This is a genomic window from Enterococcus sp. AZ071 (genome assembly GCF_050499065.1).
In the GTDB taxonomy this organism is placed as follows: domain Bacteria; phylum Bacillota; class Bacilli; order Lactobacillales; family Enterococcaceae; genus Enterococcus_A; species Enterococcus_A ferrettii.
Map to the genome: position 1 here is coordinate 3,541,576 of NZ_JBIPAS010000001.1, position 24,336 is coordinate 3,565,911.

The following is a 24,336-nucleotide window of genomic DNA, read 5'->3' on the forward strand; positions in this document are numbered from 1 at the left end:
GAGTCCCAGCATGTTCATACTAAATGTCCTTAGTGTCTTATTTGTCTTACTGATCTTAGGCCTGAGCGGGTACCGTTTCCTAATTCATTACCGGATTCGACAGGTAGAGCAGTCCAGTCAGCTAACTGAAAAAGCCCGACGAAAGCTGCACCTGATTAAGCAAAAGGAACAAGAAAAGCATGTCCATATTTTACTAATCAATGGTCTGCTTATTGGGGCAACCGTCCTATGTGTCACTCTTTCCTTGTTTCAAACGGAAGGAAAAGTGGAAACCTTGCGAGCCCAAAGCGAAACCCTAAAAGACGAGACATTTTCCCTAAAGCGGGAACAAAAACAGCTGATTACCAAGATTCCAGTGAAGAACTATCCAGAAGCAGGCATCGGGTTGGTAGATTATTCCTGGGACCAGCTGTTCAAAGACAATGGCAATGCCTCGCTGCAATCTGAGATTGAACAGGGGTTGAGTCAACAGATTGTGCCTTACTTTGGCTTATCAACATTGGTTCTTTCGATTGATGTGCCGACTAAAACGCTGAGCCTTTCGTTAGTAGGAGATGTCAGTACCTCTGCCAGCGAAGACACGATTCGCCAAAACATGACTGCTTTTGTTAAAGAAGCTGAAGCGGTGACCCAGCTGACCCAAATCCATTTTCAAATCAACGAAACTTCACAGGCAGACGCCCCGACCGTTTACAGCTGCACCTATGGCCGCAACGAAACGGATGAAGCCTTTGAATTACTAGATGAAGCAGAAAAAAAAGCAAAGGATGACGACTAAAATGGCGACAAAACGCAAAAAGAAAAAAGACAGCTGGTTTTTTACCAAAAGTATTTTAGACGAAATCAACGAACTATCGGATGAAGTGATTGAAGAACGAGTGGGTCCGTTGGCTCAAAAACAATCGCCAGTTAAGCCTAAAGAAGAAAGCGAACAAAAGGTCTACCAACTAAAACCCAAACAAGACGAAACAGCCACTCAAGCATTGGAAGAAGAAAACCAAAAACTCAAAGAGCAGCAGGCTGTATTGGAACAAGCCAAGCAGGAGCTGTTAAACAAGCAAAACGAAATCACGACAGTGACGAAAAAGCTGATGGCGCAAAAGGAGCAGCTGCTAAAAGAAAGAACCCAGCTGACTGAACGATTAGCCAGCTACGAAAATCAACCAGCAGTCAGCGAAGAACAAACAAAGGAACAACAACGATTAGAAGAAGCCTTGAAACAAGCCCAAGCACAGCTTGAAAAACAAAATCGGCAACCACAAGAAGAACTTTCTCGCCTAACGAGTGAAGTACAAGAATTACGTCTGAAATTAGACGAGCTAGTCAAAGAACGACAAACGTTGATCGCCCAGAATAATCAGTTAAGCCATCAGCTCAACCAGCGAGCGCTCACCAGTCAAACTCAAATGACCCATCAAGAAGAGCAGCAGTTAAAAGAAGAAAAAGACGCACTAAGCGAGGCGTTATACCGAGCGCATAGCGATATCATTCACTTGCAGGGCCAAGTGGAAGAAGAACAAACGCTTTCTCAACAAGTGCCACAGCTAAAGCAAGAATTAAAAGACCAGCAGGCTATTTATCAAAGCTTGAAAAAACAATTCACAACGGTTTCTCAAGAAGCAGCCAAACTGCGAGAGGCAGAAGCTTTAAACAGCAAACTGCATCAGCAAATTAAGAATGCCGATGAACAAGCTATTATTTTATCAAAACAACTGACCGAAAAAGATCAGTTGATTCATGCTCAGCGCCAGCAGCTGTTGCAAAAAGAAGAAACCACCCAAAAGCTTCAACAACAAATCACGCAATTGGAGCAGCAGGTAACGGATGCTCAGACTGCCTACCGGGCAGAAAAGGATCATGCTCATCTGATGGAAGAGCAATTTTATGCGTTGCAGGAAGAAACAGCCGCCAAACAGGCAGAGGTTAGCAAAATTCTCTTGTCTGCCAAGAAGCAAGGGGATCAAACCATTCAAGAAGCCCAGCAGCAAGCCAATCAATTAATTACCACGGCCAAGCAGCGTGCTCAGATAATGGAAGAGCAGGCGGGGAAATTAGCCAATGAACTAACCAATTCCAAACAAGACATCCTAACGCTCTATCAACAACTGCAAGAAAAAGTCGATCAATTCGCACAAAAGATTGTTTTCCAAGAACCGCAAACCACAACGAGAGAAGGCGATAGTCATGAGTCAAGTTCTACTTCTAACTAAAAATATTTTATCCGACCAATCCTTGCAGGAAAGGCTGCAAAATTTAAACCACGAAGTCTGGTGCTCCGCTCAGCTAGTTGATCAGGTGCAGCGTTTTGGCATGCCGCCTTCATTGATACAACAATTTCAAGCGGTTATTTTCAGCAAAACCATCTGTGATCAGGAAGCCGGTGTACTGGTAGATTTCTTCCACCGCCATCCTGTGGCTATTTTGCGAGAGGTGGGTCTGCTTCCATCAATGGAAGATCAGGCAAGCTGGAAAAATCGAGGACTGCACGGCTTTTTATTAGAGGAGGAAGCATTGTTTGACCTACGGGAAAAGCTTTCACAAGCCCAAGCCAGTGTTAATCAAAAGGAATCCACCGCTGCAAGGATCGTGCCCTTTCCAGGTGGCGATAGTTCAAAAGAACGAAACGCAATGAACATTGACTTAACCGGTAAAGAAAGCAAATTGATGGAGCTATTAATAGAAGCTCAGGGCGAACTGATCACCCGCAAAGAATTATGCGAAAAAATTTGGTCAGAAGGACAAACCCCATCGAACATGAGTCAGCTATCCTGTATGATTAACCGGATCAAGCGCAAGTTTGAGGCCCAAGGTGTTGAAGGCAAGCTCATCCTGACTCACTGGGGCAAAGGGTATCAATTAAGTGAGGCCTTTTACCAGCAGTGCATAGGGTATCAGCAAAAGAATTATCAGTAAGAGTATGTGAAAAAGAAGGGGAATTGTATGCTTTTTGTCTGGGGTAGTAAAGGATTTGCGGAAAATTTAGGGAAAACACATCTGGAGTGTACCTGTCCTAATTGTTCAAATTGGGTAACGATGGAGGGAATCAAACTCGGCAGCAAGCTCACTATATTTTTCATTCCAATATGCACGGCTTCAGCGGAGTATTTTATTGCTTGCCCCATTTGCATTTGGAAAGAACAAGTCAGCATTCCAAAATTAGAAAGCTATTTGATTGAGAAAAAATAAGATGAGATAAAGAAGTTTGTTCATCGTTTGATTCATCAATTTCTATTAGATTCGTATAATGTAAACCTGAGAGGCGAAAAAACTTTGTATAGTTTCTCCGCCTTTTTTATGCGCTCAGGGCTGATGAACCCCGTCACATCAAGGAAACAACGCAGCGTTGAGCAGTAATTTCTCCGGTCAACAAATTCGTTACCTGAAAAAGCTGGTGAGCAGTTCAACAGATACGTTATACTTAAATAGACGAGGAGGTATGCTCATGATTAAGATTGGTTCGCAGCTCAAATATTACCGTGAAGAAAATCAGTTCACTCAAAAGGATGTTGCCGCTGTCCTCCATGTGACACCTCAAACGATTTCCAAGTGGGAACGCAACAAGAGTTACCCAGATGTTGATCAATTGGTAAGGCTAAGCGAATTGTATAAAGTGAATGTTAACAAGCTGATTGGTCGTGCCAAACCAAGTTTTTTAGATTATCTAGCCAATGCCCAAAACCTGAGAAACTATTACAACCTTCCCAATATAAAGGAGGACGAGCATCATGGTGAATAAATTGAATAAGGCGATTCTGATCTTATACAATCTGTGTGGGGTATCATTAATAGCTGTTGTTGTGGGTGGCGGCAGCAAAGCACCTCCAGTTGGGTATATACCGCCTAGCCTGCTAATCATAGGAGCGATACCGTTTATTGCTTTAATAGCAGCTCATGTTGCGTTGCGTGTAGTGAAAAAGAGAGAACATAAGGCTCAGAGAAACTAAGACGTAAATTATTTTGCTCCAAACTAAAACAAACTGACCGACTGGAAGAGTGTGCATTCGCTGCATGCTCTTTTTATTTTGCAAGAATGCCTAGTTTTTTGTTTGGATTGGGGAACAAGCAAATGGGTGAGCGGTAAGCGAGACTTAGATGAAACACTTCGCTTTATTGCTTTGAGGTTAATGGAGTCTGGAAAATTCTATCTTGCATTACAAAAGCACAGAAGATTTTGTTACAAAAAGAATAATTGAGAGGATAAGAGATGTTTTATCGTTGTATTTTCCTTTTTTGTTTTCTTAATGTGACCCGTATAATTTAACTAACCTTAAGATCGAAGAAATATTCTGTGATAATTCTATTTTGATTATAATTATATGATAAAATAGAGTCGTATAATGGAAGCTGTGCGAGAAGGCAATGAGGAAGGGAAATAAATTCTAAGCAGAATATTATTCTCTATAGTTTAATATAACAACCGTACTTTTATATTAGCAAAGGATAAAAAATGAGTTTTTCAATTTTGAGGAGGGATCAGGATGATAGAGTTAATAAAAAAGAATCGTTATAAAGCAGCAATAGTCTTGAGCTTATCGATTGTTTTCTTCTCTTTAGTAGTGAGCTTGACCTATTCCAAATTTCATGCCACGAGCGAAATCCGTGCGTCGACTAGAGTAGGCTTTTTTTTAGGAGATCGTTTCGAGTCTGTGCCAGTGAATCTGAATCTGGCGCCGGATGAATATGATGAAATAGCTATAGACATTACTGATAGGGATGGAGTAAAACAGATCGAAACGGCTATGCGTTATACGATTCAGCTGGAAAGCTATGGGTCACTGCCCGTAAACTATGAACTGTATAAAGAGGGGAAGAAGCTTGATTTTCAAAATAATAAAATAGAAGGTACCATGAATCCCGGTTCTCAGCAACCCCAGATACATAGTTACTCACTAAGGATTTTTTGGCCGAAAGAAGAAAGAAATACTGTTAATGAAAATAATTTAGAAGCGATTCGTTTGAATTTACGAGCGGAACAAATAGATTAGGTGATTACATATGAAAGAAAGCAAACCATTTAAATCTAAGCAAAATAGAATTCGATTAATCGTTGTCCTAGTCATTGGAATCTTCTGCATGGGCTCTTATTACTTAGCAAAGTACTATTCTCAGCAGGCAAAGGATTCAACCGTGAAGGCAGTTGAGATTTTTTTTACAAGTGACCTATTAAAAGAACCGTTGAGTGCTGCAGAGGAATATGACTATGTAATTGCTGATTGGACTAAAGAAGATACAATTCGTCTCGAGTTGCGAAATTTTCCAGATAGTAAACGATTGACTACCCGGGATATTCAGTACACGGTTGAGGTAAATGATCCTTCCGCAGCTTTTGAAGCGGATAGTAGTCCTGTTTCTTCAACTAATGGGATTACTGAGGAATTGCTTTTACCTAAAGATCAGCAGAAAGCCGCAACTATTGAGATTAAGCTGGGACAGGATTTCTTGGCAGGTACAACTACTGGCAAGGTTGCTGTTGTTAAGGCAAAAGCAACCTATCCTTATGAGAAGGAACTTACCGCCCGATTTTTAATTGAAAAATCACCAGAAGGATTTCAGGTAATCGTTGAAGATGCGGCAGATAGTCCCTACGCAAAGGTGACAGTTACGACTGAAGAAAAAAGAGCCTTTCAGTTAACCTGGAAGAGTTCTGAAGTGGTGCCTGATCAAACGAACCCAGTGTTTTATGGTCAATCCGTTCAAAACGGGCAACTGGATAAACTGATTGATTTAGGTGAGGTTAAGGACACAGGCTCCATAACCTTCTACTTATTGAAGTATGACGAATCAAAAGATTATACAACGAATTATAAAAGCGTATTTGATGTATTAGAGAAACAAGGGGGAGGGTAAAATGAAGCACTTAAAACGAATATTCTTGCTGGTTATCATCGTGATTTTAGCAGTGGTCCCCTCAGTAAACAGCGTGCTGGCCGCAACAGAAAGCGAATCCTCCACTCAGCTGGATACTAGCGAGGTGCTTCCTGACAAGACCACCTTACCTACTGATGAATTAGCTAAGACACAAGAACCGACTGAACAAACCGAAAAGCCTCCGATGGTTGACGAAAGCAGTTCATCAACTGAAGATCAGACAACTGAAACAGTGGAAAAAGAACCGGCTTCCAGTCAAGAAACTGTCCCGAAAGAGTCAGCGAATTTTGCGCCACAAAGTGATACAGAGGATTTTGTAGCGGGGATTCAAAGTGATGAAAATGAGGGGCTAGTACCAATTTATTTAAAAGATGAGTCAGTTGGTGAAAAGGTTTCGGTTAACTGGCAGGTACTAAAAAATGATGGCTACTATTTAGGGCTTCAGCTGAGTGACGCCTCCACCATCGACATCAATTCAAGAAAGATCGAAATTGTGGTACCTAGAGGAATTTTAGTTAAAAAAGACCAGCTGCAGGCACTAGTAAACGACAATAGCCATATCTACAACTATTCGGTCAAGGATATGGAAACGATAGCCACCTATCAATTAAATGTAAATTTTAGAAAGACACTTTTTGTCGATCCTTTATCAGGAACGAATGCCTATTCAACTGACTATGTGACGGGAGCTACAATTGTTTTTGATGTATCACCTTCCATCAGTACCTTAGGATTTCGGATAAATTTGTTGCCTAACTATGAAGATGGTACGACGAACAGTCCTAATTTTTGGACCGGTGTTAGTGGGGACAGCTTAGTTCGAAATCAGCCCTTAAAGGTAAAGCTGATCGAAAATGACGCCCCGACTAAAACCTTAGTAATGGATGATTTCATTATTCCAAGTGCTGTTGAATATACTGCAGTTGTTAGAAGTCCAGATGGAGGTTCAACAGGGGCAGTGACTCTTGGTCCCCAGACTTTAGACGATGAGCTTCAAATGATTATTCAGCCGCGAGTGCGTAACGCAACCGAAAATCCTAGCAGCAACGCGTATTACATGAGTAATGTTTCCTTTCAAGCCTATCTGCCGTATAAGCCCTTAACTAACAATACCTATTTGTCAGCGGAATTGCTGACGGATAAAATGGATGCTTGGGTTGCAGGGATCACACAGGCGAACAATGGCGAGCAAATAATCAGCTATTCTGTCGATAACCTAGTGGATGGTCGAACAGTAGTCACTTATTCGATGTTTAATGGCAGTCAAGAGTATTTAATGAATGCCGTTGATCTCTGTATGTATTATCGCTTGTTTAGCCAAGAAAATGAAAAGAATCAATCCTTTTCTATTGGTGAGCAACTTCATTATACACAGAATAATTTGGGATGGATTTTTCGCAATTACGAATACGATGAAAATGAAATAGCAACAATAGCGGAAAATACACGAAATCCACTAACTAATTCTACTGGAAGAGCGACCATTACCAGTGATGAGGCCTTTGATTTCAGCTTCATCAATCGAAGTGCCAGCTACTCGCCAATCTCTGTTAAAGGGACTCAAGCAACGACTCTTTTAGGAAATGCACTCGTTAAAAACAATTCTACTGCCTTAGGAACAGCCCGAGCTACTTACAAGTTTGATACAGAAACCAAATGGAATTATGGCGTTACTACGGTACAGTTTTGGACTGTTCCGGCGGATTACGGAGGAAGCGTTGCTGAATCGCGAAATTACACCTACAATTTTGATTTCATCTTGCAAAAAAAAGGTGCGGCTGCTGGTGAGGGCCAGCTTACAGGCTCGTATTCGCTTAAGCCTAGTCTACAATACCAAGGAGTTAAAATTAGTCGAAGTGACGGAACGAAGCGCAATTTGCTGGGATACGCAAATGAACGTTACTATTATTATGTGAATCGACAAATGTTGTCTGGAGGCACCTTCAATGAAGGCTTACCAGCTGATTTTGATAGTAATGACTACTATATCAAAGAGCTGTCTTATGATTTGGAGATTACGTCTTCCGGTTATATAAGTGGTGACAGCGGGCGCCCTCGAGAAGCTGGAGGACAATTTTTCGGCTATACATTTGGGGATGTCGGTTCAAAAGGAACGGCGAATTTTGAAATCAAGCCTGCAGAAGGGTTTTCAGGAAATAAATTAAGTGGTGGATGTACGACGACCTTCATTGATAAGACGACTAATAAAAGAGATGTTGGCTTATTGTTGGATGACTCGGGGACAAAGATGACAGTGAAAAACGAAAACGGGCAGACGTTGAGTACAATTAATCATCGTGTGGATGTTGGCAAAAAGGTAACAGTAAATGCTAGTGCCATAGCTAGTTATTATACGTATGGTTCAACCAGCTATGCGCCGAACCCGGTCTTTTTAATTCGCACCCCGATCGACTTTGATTTAGACAAAAATTCGATCAATCTAGTGCAGGATAATCGACAGCTTAACTATACACTTGACGAACCTATAGTTTTAGATGATGACAGCAAACTGTACTACTTAAAGCCGACGGACAGTGATGGGCTAGGTTATTTTAATGAGGACCGGGAATTAGTTGGAGAGGCAATCAATATTACCTATCGAATGGCTGTCAATATTCGAGCAAGGGCAGTCCCTGTCTCTTATCGCGAACTGTTATTTGTGACAGATCAAAAATATGCCGCCTTTTTATCAGGAAGCTATGGAAACAGCCTAGTAACGGACGTTTGGGGAATTGCTTCTAAGCTGACGGGTAAGGCAGGATTGAATACAGAGAATGGCGTCACTAAACTAGCTTCTACTAGGCTAGGAAATGTTTTTAGCACAAATCTAGCAAAATTAGATTTTGGGTATGATACCGAGCTGTCGTCAAATGTTGTGACGGACCCATCAGCTAATAAAGACAGTGGTGTACTGGATAAGGAAACAACCACTTTTAATTCCAAGTTCTTTTTCAAAAATATAGCGCAGACAGGTGAAGTAGACAATGAGGGGCGGTTTATTTTTTATCTGCCAGTAGCCAAAAAGGGGATAGTCCCGGAATGGATGAATGCGCAACAATCTACTCCAAAATTTTCTTTGACTTTAAAAGGAGAAGTAACGCCTATATCCAGCAAAGGGGTTACTTATAAAGTCGGCTATTCGACCGATCGAAACAAACGATTCAATAATGGTCAGGCCAATTTTGATGGTTCTGCTGCGCATGCAAGCTATCAAGAGTACGATGCGGTGGAGAACAATTTAGATAACGTGACAATGGTGAAGGTAATTGCTGAACGAAATCTGGAAACCGGCATGATTATTCCCTTTGGTGAGGAATTAACTGCCGAAATGCCTCTTGCCTATAGTCCAACAAATACGGAAGAATTTTCGGTTTTAGCTGGGCAAACGGCCTATTGGACCCCGTATGTATCGCTAATTTATACAATGAATGGCTCAAGAAATGAATTCACCAATCTTGCGCCGGAAAATTCTATGCGTATCCGCTATCGTCCAGAGCCGCAGGTGATTGATATTTGGGCTTATAACAGTGATGATTATCTAACTGGCGAAGCGGAAGGAATGAACAAAACCGCAGCCATTTCTTTACCTAGTTTTGTGAATAAGTATAATTTACAGATCAACCAGCTTGCTTCTACGAGTCTGAAGGATATGGTATTAGCTTCGGTTAATGAGATTCTAGCTGATCCGAATAAACCGACTAGCTATGGCAATACCACTTTTGGTTTTAACACGGGATTAAATATTGCTGATATTGGCAGCGAGACGGATCCCAAGATTAAGGATCTAAGTCTGGCGTTAAGCAATACGCTTGCTTTAGGACAAACTTCTACTACGAATCAACTCAATTACAAAATTTACAACACCAAAAATATCAATGATACCATTGGAGAAAAGAAAGTAACGTTAAGGTATTCTTCGGTGGCTAATGAGGATCTTCTCTTTGATATAGTACTAAATATTAAGCGAAAGGCTTCAAAAATTGAAGCTCACCCAGCGTTAGTCGCGGGCAAGGTCTATCGAGAATTTACCAGTGGGGAAAACAATATCACTACTTTGGAGGACGGTGCCTTTACGATTCAGGTTGCTTACGATATTTTAAAAGGTAGTAAACTGCCTGAAAATACAACGGATAAAGATATATATTTGAGCTTTGGAACAGCGTCTGGTTCAGGTTCTTCAACAAGCGCTTTACCTGTTGGGGATACCGTGTTAATGAAGGTTCAATCTACTGATGAAAATGGTAAGCGAGTGAGGCCTGAGTATTACTACTATAAAAATAATACAGCTGGTGCCCAGTCGCGCATTGAATTGACTTCTTTCGTAAAAATGGGCACGGATAATACCCATTTAACTCTTGTAGACATTAATAGCCACATAAATAAAGCGAAAAAACTGTCTTATCTGTTTGTCTTTGATTTTGCCAATGAGGATGCTAGTATATCTTCTACTGATACCATCGGCTTGCATCTTGATTTTAATGAGTCATCAAAGACAGAAAGACAACGGTTTATTATTGAACCAAAACGCAGTATTACAAACGCTGTTTCGAATTCGACACCGGTGAGCTATCATCCGCATGAGCCTATTCAGCTAAATGGTCGTTTCACACTTACGGATATCGGTCCGGCGGTGGACAGCTTTAACAAGGAAAAATCTTTGGCATTAAATCTAGCGCTTTATGAAGTGGATGGGTCGAACAAAACACTGGTTGACTGGCCTCAGGGAGTCCTGCTTCAAAATGCGAATAATCCAGGTACGCTGATTCGACCTAAAGACGTAGATGGAAAGCTTCAGTTCATCTATCCGGCGGAGGCCATTGCAAATGTAGGCACAAATTTGCCTTATCAATTGACACTCTTCAATGATATTCAGCCCTTCACTGCTGGCAAAAACTATGAAATAAAAGTTTCAGGTGTCAGAAGTCAATCAGCCACCTATCCGTTAAATGATGAAGTTTTGGATACAGAAGAGGTTCCCTTCCGTATCGTTCCAGCAGAACAAACAGGGATCCAGGTGATTTCTGCTGCGGATGCTCATCTACTCTACAGCAAAACCAGCAATCAGCAAGTTGCATTAACCTTTGATTCGGAAAGGATTAGAAAGGTTGTTCCAAAGCTTCAACGAAAATTAGGGGCTAATTATCAACCAGCCGTTTGGTCTGAGCTGATAGAAACGCCGCTGCCCGCTGCGATTGATCCGCAAACGATTCAATCGTTTACGATAAAGTTTCAGGATCAATTAGATGAAAGCTTCAACGGTGAATACCGAATTGTTTTTGAAGCTTACCGCAGCAATACCGAAACAGAACCGCTATACGAGACCACCTGGCCGTTCCTTATTTGGAATCCGCCCGGCTAAGCCGATCAAAACGATTCATCCTGTGTGATAGGATGGGTCGTTTTTTTGTTAGAATTTATTAAGATGGTGTGATTGAATAGCAAAATTAGTCATGGTGGGTATAATTTGTATAGCTAAGAGAAAGGATTTTTGAAAATGAAACTCTTACTATGTGAAGATGAAGATAAAATGCGGGAATTGTTGAAGCGATTCCTGGAGCATGAAGGGTATACAGTAGTTGAAGCTGTTGATGGAGAAGAGGCCCTGGAGGCTTTTTATCAGGAGAAATTTGATCTGGTGATTTTGGATTGGATGATGCCGAAAATCAATGGGTTGGAAGTCGCTCAACGAATGAAACAGGAATACGCGATCAAAATTTTAATGCTGACAGCAAAAAATATGCCGGAGGATGAAGTGGAAGCGCTCGTTGCTGGTGTGGATGATTATTTAGCGAAGCCGTTTCATGCAAATGTACTGCTGGTACGAGTGGCTAAGCTTTTAGGAGTGATTCACCAAAATTTGAAACAGTCCTTAATATTTATTCCGCAGGAAAAACGGGTTTTGTTGAAGGATCAGGAGCTGGATCTAACTAAAAAAGAATATGAGCTGCTGTATTATTTTTACCAACATCCGCAGCAGGTACTGACCCGGGAACAGATTTTGCTGGCGGTTTGGGGTTCAGACAATGAGAATGATGAACGGACCGTGGACAGCTTCGTTCGGATCATGCGCGGCAAGCTGGGCAAGGGATTTATTCATACGGTCTACGGAATGGGGTATCGCTTTGAGTTACCCGAAGAATAGTTTAACCCGTCGCTTCATCCAGCGAATTGCGCTTATTTTTATTGTCGCGGCTATTTTCTTTGGTTTGTTTTACCGCTGGATTTTTCCCACGTACTATTACTGGAAAATGGAACAGCCGGTCAAACAGGCACAGGAAATGATCCAGCAGAGCAAGGAACCAGTGCTTTCTGAGGATCTTGTCCTGCTTCATTTGGATATTGAGAGCATCAATTCTGAAGAAGAAGTAACGAATGATTTGTCCTTCCGTTTGAATCAAAACGGAATTTCCTTGAATCGTTTTTGGGTGGACACTACCACCCTAAATGCTTTGAAAGAAGGACGTTCAGTTCAGCGGTTGTATAATCAGACAAAACAGAAAAACGATTTTTACACGATCTTCTTAGTACAGGATCAAACGCTGTATATGATTGGAACCAGTATTCCCGATTTTAAAGCAGCCATTCAAGTGCTGCTGCCGATCTTAGTGGCCACAACGTTGGTGTTTCTACTGCTGCTGTTTGGTTTAATCGTATTACTAGTACGTAAGCAGATCATTAAACCAATTGGACGGCTGGAGCAGGCGACCAGCAGTATTTCGAATTTGAACTTTGCGTATTCAGATATCCAGGAGGAAAATGAGTTAGGCAGCTTGAGTCAGTCAATTAATCATATGAAGCGCTCACTGCAGCAGCATGAAATGGAAATGCTGGCGCGCAATGATCAGTTGAAGACTTTTTCGGCAAATTTGGCCCATGAATTGAAGACGCCGCTTTCGATAATCCAACTACTTGTGGATAGTGAGGAAATGGGACTAAAAAGCCCAACCTTTTTAGCTGATATTAATCAGCAACTAATGAACATGAACGAGCTGGTAACTCAAATTTTAGCCTATAGTCAGCAGCTGAAGGAAGAAATTCAGTTGGAACCAGTCGCCATTGAGCCACTGCTAGATAAAAAATTAAAGCAGCAGCAGGTGATTGATCCGGACTTTAAAGTGGTGATGGATATAGAGGCCGGTGTGCTCCAGACGAATGAGGCCTTGCTGGAGATTGTGGTGTTGAACCTAGTAACCAACGGACTAAAATACAGCACAGACAAACAGTTGAAAATCAGCGGGAAACAACAATCTGCTAAGTATGTGCTGACTTTTGAAAACAGTGCAGTCCCATTAGCACCACAGCAGTTTGCACAGCTGACGAATCCGTTTGTAGTGGGAGAGCAGTCCCGCAATCATCATCTTTCAGGAACCGGCTTGGGACTTTCTCTGGTAGAACAGTCGCTGAAATCACTTGGTGGGGAGCTAATCTTACAGCAGAAGGCAGGAAAGTTTGTTGCAAGAGTAATTTTGCCGCTAAAATAGCAAAAAATCTGGAATGACGGCACTCATTCCAGATTTTTTTACTATTTAATAATCATTACCGAGATTGGCGAATGCTTTGCCATATAAGAAGCGCTGGTGCCAAAATAACCTTGAATTCCGTGGTTGGCCCGCGATCCGATTACTAATAGATCCGCCTGAGTATTCGGCAGGATCACCTTAATGATTTTTTCTGCCGGATCTCCTTCTTCAGACATCAATTCGATTTCCTTAACCCCGTGTGCCTCGGCATATTGTTGATATTCCTTCAATTGATGCAGTAATTTTTTTCGTTGCTGCGCCATATAATTTTCGTCCATTACCTCGTAAACATTCATTTCATCAATTTCCAAAATGGTACAAATGATTAACTTAGCGCCTTCCTGATAAGCGCGGGTTACGGCATATTTAAAGGCCTTTTGTGCATTTTCTGAAGCATCCACACCTGTTAAAATACACTGAAACTTTTCAAAAACTTCATGATTAACCATTAGTGATTTCCTTCTTTCAGTAAGGCTTCTTCTACCCGTTTGTTCCCTTTGTACAGATCAAAAATAGTCCAAGCTAAGAGCAGCAATACTAAAACAATGATGACATAGGCAATTGAATCGGCCAGCAGCAGCTGATTGGAAGAAGCTTTATCACCAAAGAAACCTTCAATTTGTCCTGGCAAGCCGATCATGTTCAAATAAGTCAAACCAATCACTGAAATCCAGCCTAAAATTTTAATTACCAAGGTATTCTTAAACTTTTCCCCCATTTCAGCGCGACTGTCAGTCATCATTAACAATGGGATCATTGAGAATGGCAGGGCAAAGGCTAGAAAAACTTGCGAGTTGTTCATCAAATTATTCAACGCTTCGTGCTCCTCAATCGTCCCTTTTCCACTTGTTAACAGAACACAAATGAGAACGGGAACGACAGAAATCAACCGGGTAACTAATCGTCGCAGCCAGATGGGCATCCGCATATGAATAAAGCCTTCCATGATCACTTGTCCGGTCAAAGTTCCAGTAATTGTTGAATTTTGACCAGATGCCAATAATGCAACGGCAAATAATGTAGAAAGCAAGCCTGATTTAGCCACGGAAATTAGAATTCCATTACTCAAAGTGGAAGGATCAGAAAGTGCTTGATATAAGCCGAAGAAAGAAGGATCTTCCACAGCACCTGTTTTGAATACAGCAACCCCCATAATTAAAAGCAAGGCATTAACGAAAAAGGCCATAGTCAGTTGAATATTGGAATCCCAGGTAGAAAAACGAACGGCTTCAGCTACGCTGGCTTCATCGCTGTGATCAATTTTGCGCGTTTGTGAAACAGCTGAATGCAGGTATAAATTATGCGGCATAACCGTAGCCCCAATAATTCCCAGCGCCCCAGTTAAGGGAGTTTGTCCGCCAATTGCAGGTTCGTTGGAAAAGGTATGGCTATTTGGAATAAACCCTTTAAACATTTCGCTCCAATCAGGATTGGATAAGGCAACCTGATAAATAAACACAAACAAAATGACGAAAATCAAACAAACAACAATGGCTTCGATTTTTCGAAAGCCGATTTTAGTCAATAATAGCAGTAGTAAAACATCAAATACAGTTATGAATACGGCGATTACTAAAGGAATATTGAATAGCAGGTATAGGGCGATCGCCGCTCCAATTACCTCTGCGATATCAGTTGCCATAATGGCTAACTCGGTTAAAATCCATAGAACAATCCCTAGCTTTTTACTAGTACGAGCACGAATTGCTTGAGCCAAATCCATTTGGGTAACAATCCCCAATTTTGAGGCCATATATTGCAACAGCATAGCAATCAAGCTAGACATTAGAATTACAGACATTAACAAATATTGAAAGTTTTGTCCTCCGGTTATTGATGTTGACCAATTTCCAGGATCCATGTAGCCAACTGCTACTAAGGCTCCGGGTCCAGAATAGGCGAATAAAGTTTTCCAAAAACCTTTCCCCTTAGGAACAATAACCGTCCCGTTTATTTCCTCCAGTGATGGGCCATTGGCATGGTCAACCAGCTTATGTTTCTTCTCACTCATTAAAAAACCACCTTTCAATCGATCATTTCGAATCTATCATACACCCAAATAAGGTAGAACGAAAGCAAAAAATATGGGATACCTAATTTTTTTGCTTCTCTTCTGTAGAAAAATTATTGAAATTCTCTTTCAATGCGTCTAAATCAACTTTCGGTTAAAAAAAAGAATTCCCTCAAAAGTTTGACCACTATAAAGTATCCACTAGTATTACTCTAGAGATGTGAATTTTTGTTGCATTTGCAACAAAAATGGCGTAAAGTAAATGACATTAAGAGGGGTGTAGCGATGAGTGAAGTATTGAGGGAGATCGGAATGATTGCTCGAGCCTTGGATTCCATTAGCAACATTGAGTTTAAGGAGCTTGACTTGAATCGTGGCCAATACCTGTACTTGGTTCGTATTTATGAAAATCCTGGAATTATTCAAGAGCAGTTAGCAGAGCTGATTATGGTCGATCGTACGACGATTTCTCGGGCAATCAACCGCCTGCAGGAAAAAGGGTTTATTTATCGACAGGAGGATCAAACCAATAAAAAGATCAAACGGCTGTATGTCACTAGGAAGGGGCAAGAGCTTTACCCGTACATTATACGAGAAAATAACTATTCCACCCAAACCGCTTTGGCGGGGTTAACACCAGCAGATATTCAGCAGCTGCAGGAATATTTGCATATTGTACGCGAAAATGTCGGCTCTGATTGGGAGTTCGTTAAAAAAGGAAACAAACGAAGCTATTAAGCGAATGGAGGATATTTATGAAAAAAGTCATCATTGATCCAGTCTTTTGGGAATTATTCCCCCAAGGACAAATAAACGTATTAGTCGTTAAAGGTGTGGATAATCATTTCCAAACAGGTCAGGAAGAGAACTTAAAGCAGCTTCTATCGGAAGCCAGCCAAGCTGCCCAACAATTCGTCCAAGCGGAGCCTATCAGTGAGAATCCAGTAGTGGCTCAGTGGCGAGAAGCCTTCAGTCAGTTCAAAACCAAAAAAGGGGCTCGTTCGTCTATCGAAGCTTTATTGAAAAGGGCGAAACAAGGGCGTGAATTTTTGCCGATCAATCCTTTAGTAGATGTTTATAACAGTGTTTCACTTAAGCATGGTGTTCCTTGCGGCGGTGAAGATATTGAGCAGCTTCAAGGTGATTTGCATTTAGGAAAAGCCCAAGGCGGCGAAGAATTTTTCCCCTTAGGAGCGGAAAAGGATGCCCCGGCTCTTGAAGGAGAAATCATTTACTATGATCAAGCTGGAGCTGTTTGCCGCTGCTTAAATTGGCGAGAAGCACAACGGACTATGCTGACAGAGGAAACAACGAATGCTGTCTTTTTCATTGAAGCGATTAATCCGGAACAGGCTGCTCGGGCGAGTGAAGCTGCCGCTGAATTAAGCCAGCTTTTCAACGAACATCTCCAAGTGGAAAGTGTCGGTAGCCAATTAACTAAGGAAAACAGCGAGTTCGTCTTATAGGATCGTTATCCAATCACTTCTGGGTGATTGGATTTTTTTCAGTCTGGTATGAAAAAAATGACCTTATAACCTTCTTTGTTATTGATACGATAAAACAAATGACAAAAAAGAAGGTGTGTCCTATGAAAGTTGTAAAAATTTTAGGGGGTCTGCTGTTGGTTTCCTTTTCTTTGAATTTCTTTTTATTGCCTCATAGCATTGCTTCAGCAGGAGTAGGGGCAATTGGCCATTTGTTGGAGGTCCAGTTTGCGATTCATAGTATGAAAACAGTCTGGCTGATTAATATTTTGATGCTGTTGTTATCTTATTGGTTGTTGGATCGTAGTGTTTTTTCGAAAGTCCTTATCGGAAGTTTGCTTTTTCCGTTGTTTTTAATGATTGTACCAATTACTCCGCTGCTTTCTTCTTACGCGGGTTCCTTGATTTTCGGCAGTGGATTATTTAGCCTGGGGGTCTTTACGTTGTATATAGCTGGTTCTTCCAACGGTGGTGTAACGATACCTCCATTGATTTTAGAAAAGCATTTCCGCATTCCGGCACCTACTGGATTACTTTTGACCAATTTACTGATTATTATTTTGAATTTTTCCATTTTGGACCCGTTAAATGGGTTGTCAGCTGCCACTTCGATTCTGATTATGTCCTACAGCATGAAGTTCTATCAAGCCATTGGAAACAGACTGATTTTTGCCAGAACACCTGCAGGAATAGAAAAATAATTGAAATTTTTTTAAACTGCTAAAAGCTAGAACTATCAAGGTGTATAGCGATTTTTTGTTTTTTTAATCGATTTTTTTAAGTGAAACTAGTTGATTTTCTAATTCCAATGTGAAAGAATAGTGCCAATTGAAAAAATAGACTTAGTACCGATCGCCGGATTGGTACTTCAAAAAGTCAGCCAAACTAACTGTAGGCTTTTGTGGTTAGTTTGACTGGCTTTTTTTGTTAGGAGGTAACAGGCATGAATAAAAATTGGAACAACAAAGGACTTACAACAAGGGAAGCAAAGGAACGGTTAGCAGAGTATGGTGAGAATACAATTCAGCAGGCACCAAAGAAAAGTTTTCTCGGTTACCTGTGGGATGCCTTAAAGGATATTACGATTTTGATCCTAATCCTGGCAGCAGGTTTATCTAGTTATGTTGCTTATCAAAATCATCCCGATGATTTGACCGAACCGCTGGTTATTGCGGGGATTGTTATCCTAAATATTTATTTATCCATTCGGCAACAGAAAAAAGCTGAAAAATCGATGGATGAGTTGAAGAGTTTTAACGTGCCAGAATCTAAAGTTTATCGTGATCGTCAGTTGGTCAGCATTAAGAGTACCGAAATCGTGCCAGAGGATTTGCTGCAGCTGGAATTAGGAGATCGGGTACCAGCCGATGCAGTTCTCATGGAGGCGACCAACTTTTTAGTAGATGAGTCCTTTTTAACTGGTGAAAGCGAACCTAGTGAAAAAGATAGTGACTACATCCCCAGTGAGGCAGATTCCATTGGTGATATGAAAAATCGAATTTTTTCTGGTTCCATGGTGGTAAGCGGTCGGGCCACAGCGGTCGTAGAAACGACTGGAATGAACACAGAAATCGGTAAAATTTCTAGTATGCTGACCGAAGCGGCTCCAGCCTTGGCACCACTGCAAATCAGAATGCAAAAACTAGGAAAAAGCTTAGGATTGTTAGCAATCTTAGCGGGGGTCTTAGCAATTTTGATCGGTTTTATTCGAGGATACGCGCTTGAGACAACCTTAATGACGGCTATTTCAATGGCTGTAGCGGCTATTCCGGAGGTTTTGCCCGTGGTGGTCACTATTTCTCTTTCCTTCGGGATTCGTAATATGGCGAAACGCAATACCATTGTTCGAACACCAACCGCTGTTGAAACCATCGGAAACGTATCAATTATCTGCTCTGATAAAACTGGGACGATTACCGAAAATAAAATGTCGATTGAGAAGATCGTTCCAGCCGATCAACGCTTGAGCGAAAAAGAGCTGCTGTTGTATTTTTACTTAGCCAGCAATATTAACGGCGAGGATGGAAACATCGGCAACCCAACAGAATTAGCGATTAAAAAAGCAGCTGAAAAATTATTTAATCAAAAGAAATTGCAGCAGCGCTTATCCAAGATGCAGCGAGTTCATGAGATTCCCTTTGATTCAAAACGTAAGCGGATGACCGTCATTTATCAAACGGAGGAAGGGTATCTCTCAGTAACCAAAGGTGCTTTTGATCGTTTGGAAATTACGGGAGATCAGTCTGAATGGCTGCCGGTTCATGATGATTTAGCTAGTCAGGCTTATCGGGTGCTGGGTGTAGCGTATAAGAAATATGAGCAGCTGCCGCAGGATTTAGACGATGCTTCTATCGAAGAAGAGTTGATTTTCGGCGGCTTTATTGGAATTATCGATCCAGCCCGGAAAGAAAGCTATCACGCAGTAGAAATAGCTAAGAAGGCCGGTATTCGACCTATTATGATTACGGGAGATCACCTGTTAACAGCCAAAAAGATTGCTGCGGATGTGGGAATCCTAGAGTCTGGGACGAAGGCTATGACAGGAGCCGACTTAAACCAATTATCTGATGAACAGCTTTCACAGGATATTCATGCCTATCGCGTATTTGCTCGAACAACGCCTGAAGACAAAATCCGAATCGTGAAAGCCTTGCAGCAAAATGGCGAAACGGTTGCGATGACGGGAGACGGAGTGAATGATGCGCCCGCTTTGAAGGCCGCCGATGTCGGTATTTCCATGGGCAGTGGGACCGAAGTTGCCAAGGAAGCCTCAGATATGGTGTTGTTAGATGACAATTTTGCGACGATTGTCGAGGCGGTAAAAGAAGGGCGTCGAGTGTACAGCAATATTCGTAAATCCTTATATGCCATGTTAGGCTGCAATATTTCAGCCCTGACCATTGTATTAATTTCTATGATTGTCGGTTGGGGTGCACCGGTTACGGCGATTCAGCTGTTGATTATTAAAGTAGTAGCTGACGGAATCCCTGGCATGAGCTTGTGTGTGGAACCGGCGGAGAAGGATATCATGTCGAAAAAACCGATCAAGAAAGGGACGAGTATTTTTGCCAATGGTTTGCTAAATAAAATTATTGAAATCTCAGTGGTTTTCACCGTACTGACACTGACGGCTATTTACGTAGGGCATTCGGTAACCGTACAAAATGTCGCACCATCATTGCTGATCTCTAATACCATGACCTTTATTGTACTAGGATTGACCACTATTATTCATATGTACAACTGCCGCAGCAGTCAGTCGATCTTCCGTATTGGCTTTTTAACCAATAAGCTGCTGCTGGCTACTACAGCTGTTGGAACACTAATTATTTTACTACTGGTAAATCTGCGGCCAACTGCTGCTGCTTTTGGTTTCACCAGCTTGACGGTAAGTCACTGGCTTCTAGTTGTTACTTTGTCAGCATCACCCCTTGTTTATATAGAAACAAAAAAACGTTTAGGAAAATTTTAACCAGCAAAAAATCCCTCTGACGCATGCGTTAGAGGGATTTTGGTGATTCTCTTGGGATAAACAAGGTGCGAGAGACATTGAATATGAAAACCAGCACCACCGAAACGAAGATTGCATTAGCAAGTGCTGAAGCACCATTAAGGATAAAGGAATACAAGAAGGGGTTCATTGTATCTGGTGCATAGGCACCCCATACGAATACACCGGCCCAATAATGCCAAAACCAACGGCTAAAAGCAGCAATAAAGCCGCCAGAAACAATTAAAAAGATAGATTTGCGTTTTTGCTGAGCCTTGATGGCTGCTTGCAATTTAGGTGAAAGCAGACCGCCCATCCCGCCAAAGGTAAAGGCAAAAGGATATTCAAAAATTATTTGCGGCACACTAATAAAGTTGCGCATGGCTGAGCCTACAACGATCGTTAGCAGCCCCCAAGTAAATCCGGCCATTAATGCAGGTACCAACCCGCGGCGAAAAGAATATAAAACCAAAGGCACCAGTCCCAGTGATAAATCTAAGCTGGCATTGAGTGATTGAATGGGTAAAAAGGATAAACTCATTGCCAGAGCAGCAATCAGAGTGCCTTCAATCCAAACGTTTAGCGATAGTTGTTTTCTCATAGCGACCTCGTCATTTTTTTTCATTTCATCGTATGTTCATTAGTCTACCAAACAACGAAAGCTGGGAAAAGCAAAACTATTTGATTCCATCAAATTTGCACAAGTTTTGCACATTCCTTTTGTATCCTTCTATTTGTAAAAGCGAACAACGTAAAATAGGAGGAACTACTTATGGATAATAACACGAAAAAGAAGATCATTGTTGGCGGTCTGACTGCAGCTTTGCTTTTATCAGCCGGCAGTTTGGCAGCCATAGTTACCCAGTCAAAAAAAACTGCAGCTGATAATCTTTCTTTAAGCTTTGATGCTGAAAAAGTGGCAAAAGAGGATGCTAAATACAGTATCAAAGACTTTGATTACGCTATTGATCCCACTACCTTTCAAATGAAGCTGACTGCCAAAGACCATCAATTCACATTCGATGGAAACGAAGCCCAAGCTGTTACCAAGGTCAAAAAGACAACGAACAGTATCTCATGGGAGTATCCGGAAAAAGGCCTGCAGGTGGCAGTCAAAAAACAAACCGACCATTTACAAATAAAAATTACTCCTCAAAACGATAAATCAGAAGCCATTGAGTTTCCGAAAATCCAAGGGGACAACTACTATTTACCCATTGGCGAAGGGAAAAGTATTCCAGCTGACGATGCCAGCTGGCAAAGCTATTTTCAGGAGAATGCTGAGCTGGATTTAAACGAAAGCTTCTCTATGTCTTTTGTTTCGGCTGTTCAAAATAATACAGCGGCAACCATCATAATGGAAAACAACTTTAACCAAGAGTTGGACGAAGCTAGTGAGACATCAAATCTGGATTTTCGGTTGAAGACCAACCTTAATCGTTTTAATCGCAAGCAGACTCAAACCTATGATGTTTATTTGTCAGAAAATAATCCGGTGGCAGCGGCTAAGCTTTATCAAAAGAATCGGATTGAAAATAAGCAATTTACTTCGTTGGCAGAGAAGGAAAAAAAGACCCCCTCAATCAATAAATTAATTGGTGCACCTCATATTTACTTCTGGCAAAATCGTATTTTAACTACAGAGGATGTGAACTGGCAGAAACTGCAAAAGCAAGACCATCAAAAGCTTTTTGAACATGTGGGGGATGTATTAGCGAAGCATTCGGAGGATGGGCGAGAGGAATTTGATCAGGCAATAGCTGCTTTGCAGCAGGGAGAGGCTTATAAGTATGAAAAGAATACGATTTTAACTGGGCTGAATACTGTTTTGGCTTACACTGATTTTTATGATGCTGCTGTTTTTCCAACCTTGGCTAAAAAGGATCAGGAATACTTGCAGAGCATCCAAGCAGAGATGCCGACAGAGCGCAGCTTTTCTATTAATAAACAGCTGTTAAAAAACGAATTAGCTGATAGTACCAAGCCGCTGGAGCAATGGGGACAAGCAACCAGTACTGAGGTGATTCAAGAGCTGAAAAATAGTGGGATTGAGCATGCTTGGATAGGTTTGGCTAACTGGAATGAAGGCCTAATTAATCCACTATTTGTTCAAGCGGTACAAAAAGACGATTATTTAATCGGTCCCTATGATTCCTATCAATCCATTCACGAAACACCGTCAATCGATTGGAATACGGCTGGCTTCAAGGATAATGCGGATGTCTATGCGAATAAAACAATCATGAAGCCTTCTGGCGACTATGTTTCTGGCTTTTTAGGCAAGGGGCGAAAGGTAAATCAAACCTTAATTGATGATGAATGGCAGTATCGCCTAAAGCAGATAACTTCAAAGAAGGTGCCATTTAACACCTGGTTTCTAGATACTGATGCAGCTGGTGAAATCTACAATGATTTTAACCCTGAGCATCCAACCTCAATAAGTGAAGATGTTCAAGCACGATTAAAACGAGCGGCTGGTTTAACAGAAAAAGGACTAATAGTTGGCACTGAAACTGGGAACGACTACTTTAATCAAGGCATGGTTTTTGCTCATGGTCTAGAAACGCCGGTAATTGCTTGGAGTGATCCTGATATGCGAGAAAATAAAGAAAGTCCGTACTATGTTGGCGGCTACGCAGCATTATCGGATGGCATTCCAGCGCGTTATGCCAAACAAGTACCGATTAAGGAAGAATACAAAGCAACGACTATTGACCCAGTATACAATGTACCTCTGTACAAGCTGGTTTATAACGAATCCGTGATTACTACGCATCACTGGGAGTGGGATAGTTACAAAATTGAAGGTGAGGTTCAAAATCGTCGTTTGAAGGAATACTTGTACAACGTGCCTCCATTGATGCACTTGGATGCAGCCACCTGGCAGGAACGAAAACAAGATATTGTAGCAAATTCGAAACATTGGCAAGCTTTCCAAAAGGCTGCCATCAATCAAGAAATGACAGACTTCACCTATTTAACTGAGGATAAATTGGTTCAGGAGACGAAATACGGTTCAGATTTGTCAGTCATAGCCAACTTCTCAGATCAGCCTCACCAGTTGGACAACACAGCAGTGCAACCTCATACGGCAGTGATTACCGACCATGGAAAACAAACGGTGATTGAAAACCAGAAAGAAGAAACAAAATGATGCGAAAAATAGGCGTTGGACTGCTGTTGCTGTTAGTATTCATTCCTTTCTATGCATTTAAAATTGAACCAAATTTGGCGGTGGTTCACCGTTTAGAGCTGGGGGATCAAACTCAGCCAGCAGAGGTAAAGGTGGTTCAGCTTTCTGATATTCAAGTATCTGAAAGCTATGCCACCAATCGTTTAGACAAAGTAATTAAAAAAGTGAATCAGGAAAATCCCGATATCATCGTGTTTACCGGTGATTTGTTCGATAATTATGCTCAATACGATCATGAGCAGGAAATCATTGATAAGCTGAGTCAAATGAAGGCAACCATTGGCAAATATGCGGTTTGGGGCAATCATGATTATGGCGGGGGAGCTTCACGAGTATATGAACAGGTGATGAATGCTGCCAATTTTGATGTATTGCAAAATACGGGAGAAACCCTCACTTTAGCGAACGGCAAGCAGGTCTTTATTGGCGGCTTGGATGATTCTTTGCTGGGAAATCCTTCCATATCAGGAACCTTGGCTTATCGCCAAGACTACGATTATTCGATTTTACTTACCCATGAGCCGGATGTGGCTGATGGCTTCATAGGTACGAACACGCAACTGGTATTAGCTGGCCACAGTCATGGTGGACAAGTGCGCCTGCCCTTTTATCAGGTAAAAAATGTCCTAGCTGAGAAGTATGTTCGCGGTCTATATGAATTAAGCGATCACACCCAACTGTACGTAAACACTGGGTTAGGAACAACAGCGATTCATGCTCGCTTTGGTGTGATACCAGAAATTTCCAGCTTTACGATACATTTTTAATAG

General features: G+C 41.5%; 19 protein-coding genes. 16 read left to right on the forward strand and 3 right to left on the reverse strand.

Annotated features, from left to right (window positions below; genetic code table 11):
• The first annotated feature begins 10 nt into the window (after positions 1-10).
• From IGI49_RS17220 to IGI49_RS17265, 10 genes are all read left to right on the forward strand, one after another.
• A complete protein-coding gene (locus IGI49_RS17220; protein ID WP_429962681.1) occupies positions 11-778 on the forward strand; it encodes a hypothetical protein in 768 nt (255 codons plus the stop codon).
• Between the two features lies 1 nt (position 779).
• Complete coding sequence (locus tag IGI49_RS17225; protein WP_429962682.1) at positions 780-2,210, forward strand: hypothetical protein; 1,431 nt, start codon at positions 780-782, stop codon at positions 2,208-2,210.
• Complete coding sequence (locus IGI49_RS17230) at positions 2,185-2,913, forward strand: winged helix-turn-helix domain-containing protein (RefSeq protein WP_429962683.1); 729 nt, start codon at positions 2,185-2,187, stop codon at positions 2,911-2,913. The genes IGI49_RS17225 and IGI49_RS17230 overlap by 26 nt, the downstream gene beginning before the upstream one ends.
• Positions 2,914-3,442: 529 nt before the next feature.
• On the forward strand, positions 3,443-3,736 hold the full coding sequence (locus IGI49_RS17235) for a helix-turn-helix domain-containing protein (protein WP_207702127.1): 294 nt from the start codon (positions 3,443-3,445) through the stop codon (positions 3,734-3,736).
• On the forward strand, positions 3,726-3,944 hold the full coding sequence (locus IGI49_RS17240) for a hypothetical protein (protein ID WP_429962684.1): 219 nt from the start codon (positions 3,726-3,728) through the stop codon (positions 3,942-3,944). The genes IGI49_RS17235 and IGI49_RS17240 overlap by 11 nt, the downstream gene beginning before the upstream one ends.
• Positions 3,945-4,478: 534 nt before the next feature.
• The gene (locus IGI49_RS17245; RefSeq protein ID WP_429962685.1) at positions 4,479-4,985 is read left to right on the forward strand and encodes a hypothetical protein; all 507 of its coding nucleotides are present in this window, start codon (positions 4,479-4,481) and stop codon (positions 4,983-4,985) included.
• A 10-nt stretch (positions 4,986-4,995) separates the two neighbouring features.
• Complete coding sequence (locus IGI49_RS17250) at positions 4,996-5,847, forward strand: hypothetical protein (RefSeq protein ID WP_429962686.1); 852 nt, start codon at positions 4,996-4,998, stop codon at positions 5,845-5,847.
• A 1-nt stretch (position 5,848) separates the two neighbouring features.
• The gene (locus tag IGI49_RS17255) at positions 5,849-11,227 is read left to right on the forward strand and encodes a hypothetical protein (RefSeq protein WP_429962687.1); all 5,379 of its coding nucleotides are present in this window, start codon (positions 5,849-5,851) and stop codon (positions 11,225-11,227) included.
• A 135-nt stretch (positions 11,228-11,362) separates the two neighbouring features.
• Complete coding sequence (locus IGI49_RS17260; RefSeq protein ID WP_429962688.1) at positions 11,363-12,010, forward strand: response regulator transcription factor; 648 nt, start codon at positions 11,363-11,365, stop codon at positions 12,008-12,010.
• The gene (locus tag IGI49_RS17265; RefSeq protein ID WP_429962689.1) at positions 11,991-13,349 is read left to right on the forward strand and encodes a HAMP domain-containing sensor histidine kinase; all 1,359 of its coding nucleotides are present in this window, start codon (positions 11,991-11,993) and stop codon (positions 13,347-13,349) included. The genes IGI49_RS17260 and IGI49_RS17265 overlap by 20 nt, the downstream gene beginning before the upstream one ends.
• A gap of 41 nt (positions 13,350-13,390) precedes the next feature.
• On the opposite strand, the gene IGI49_RS17270 is transcribed toward IGI49_RS17265, so the two are convergent.
• Together IGI49_RS17270 and IGI49_RS17275 are read right to left on the reverse strand one after the other, a co-directional pair.
• The gene (locus IGI49_RS17270) at positions 13,391-13,837 is read right to left on the reverse strand and encodes a universal stress protein (protein ID WP_207702121.1); all 447 of its coding nucleotides are present in this window, start codon (positions 13,835-13,837) and stop codon (positions 13,391-13,393) included.
• Positions 13,837-15,399, reverse strand: coding sequence for an Nramp family divalent metal transporter (locus IGI49_RS17275; protein WP_207702120.1), 1,563 nt, complete (start codon positions 15,397-15,399; stop codon positions 13,837-13,839). Before IGI49_RS17275 ends, IGI49_RS17270 begins: the two co-directional genes overlap by 1 nt.
• Before the next feature lie 285 nt (positions 15,400-15,684).
• Here IGI49_RS17275 and IGI49_RS17280 point away from each other — a divergent pair, with 285 nt between their 5' ends.
• The 4 genes from IGI49_RS17280 to IGI49_RS17295 all read left to right on the forward strand — a co-directional run bounded on the left by IGI49_RS17280 (position 15,685) and on the right by IGI49_RS17295 (position 20,355).
• Entirely contained in the window at positions 15,685-16,137 is a 453-nt protein-coding gene (locus tag IGI49_RS17280) for a MarR family winged helix-turn-helix transcriptional regulator (protein ID WP_429962690.1), read from the forward strand.
• 17 nt (positions 16,138-16,154) lie between these two features.
• Positions 16,155-16,865 carry a B3/B4 domain-containing protein gene (locus IGI49_RS17285; protein WP_429962691.1) on the forward strand — a complete coding sequence of 237 codons (711 nt, stop codon included), beginning with the start codon at positions 16,155-16,157 and terminating at the stop codon, positions 16,863-16,865.
• A 122-nt stretch (positions 16,866-16,987) separates the two neighbouring features.
• Entirely contained in the window at positions 16,988-17,584 is a 597-nt protein-coding gene (locus IGI49_RS17290; RefSeq protein ID WP_429962692.1) for a YitT family protein, read from the forward strand.
• A 242-nt stretch (positions 17,585-17,826) separates the two neighbouring features.
• The gene (locus IGI49_RS17295; RefSeq protein WP_429962693.1) at positions 17,827-20,355 is read left to right on the forward strand and encodes a cation-translocating P-type ATPase; all 2,529 of its coding nucleotides are present in this window, start codon (positions 17,827-17,829) and stop codon (positions 20,353-20,355) included.
• A 28-nt stretch (positions 20,356-20,383) separates the two neighbouring features.
• Here the strand turns inward: IGI49_RS17295 and thiT are convergent, their stop codons facing one another.
• A complete protein-coding gene (gene thiT / locus IGI49_RS17300; RefSeq protein ID WP_429962694.1) occupies positions 20,384-20,974 on the reverse strand; it encodes an energy-coupled thiamine transporter ThiT in 591 nt (196 codons plus the stop codon).
• A 171-nt stretch (positions 20,975-21,145) separates the two neighbouring features.
• Between thiT and IGI49_RS17305 the strand changes: the two genes are divergently transcribed.
• Entirely contained in the window at positions 21,146-23,527 is a 2,382-nt protein-coding gene (locus IGI49_RS17305; protein ID WP_429962695.1) for a glycoside hydrolase, read from the forward strand.
• The gene (locus tag IGI49_RS17310) at positions 23,524-24,333 is read left to right on the forward strand and encodes a metallophosphoesterase (protein WP_429962696.1); all 810 of its coding nucleotides are present in this window, start codon (positions 23,524-23,526) and stop codon (positions 24,331-24,333) included. The genes IGI49_RS17305 and IGI49_RS17310 overlap by 4 nt, the downstream gene beginning before the upstream one ends.
• Positions 24,334-24,336 lie beyond the last annotated feature (3 nt).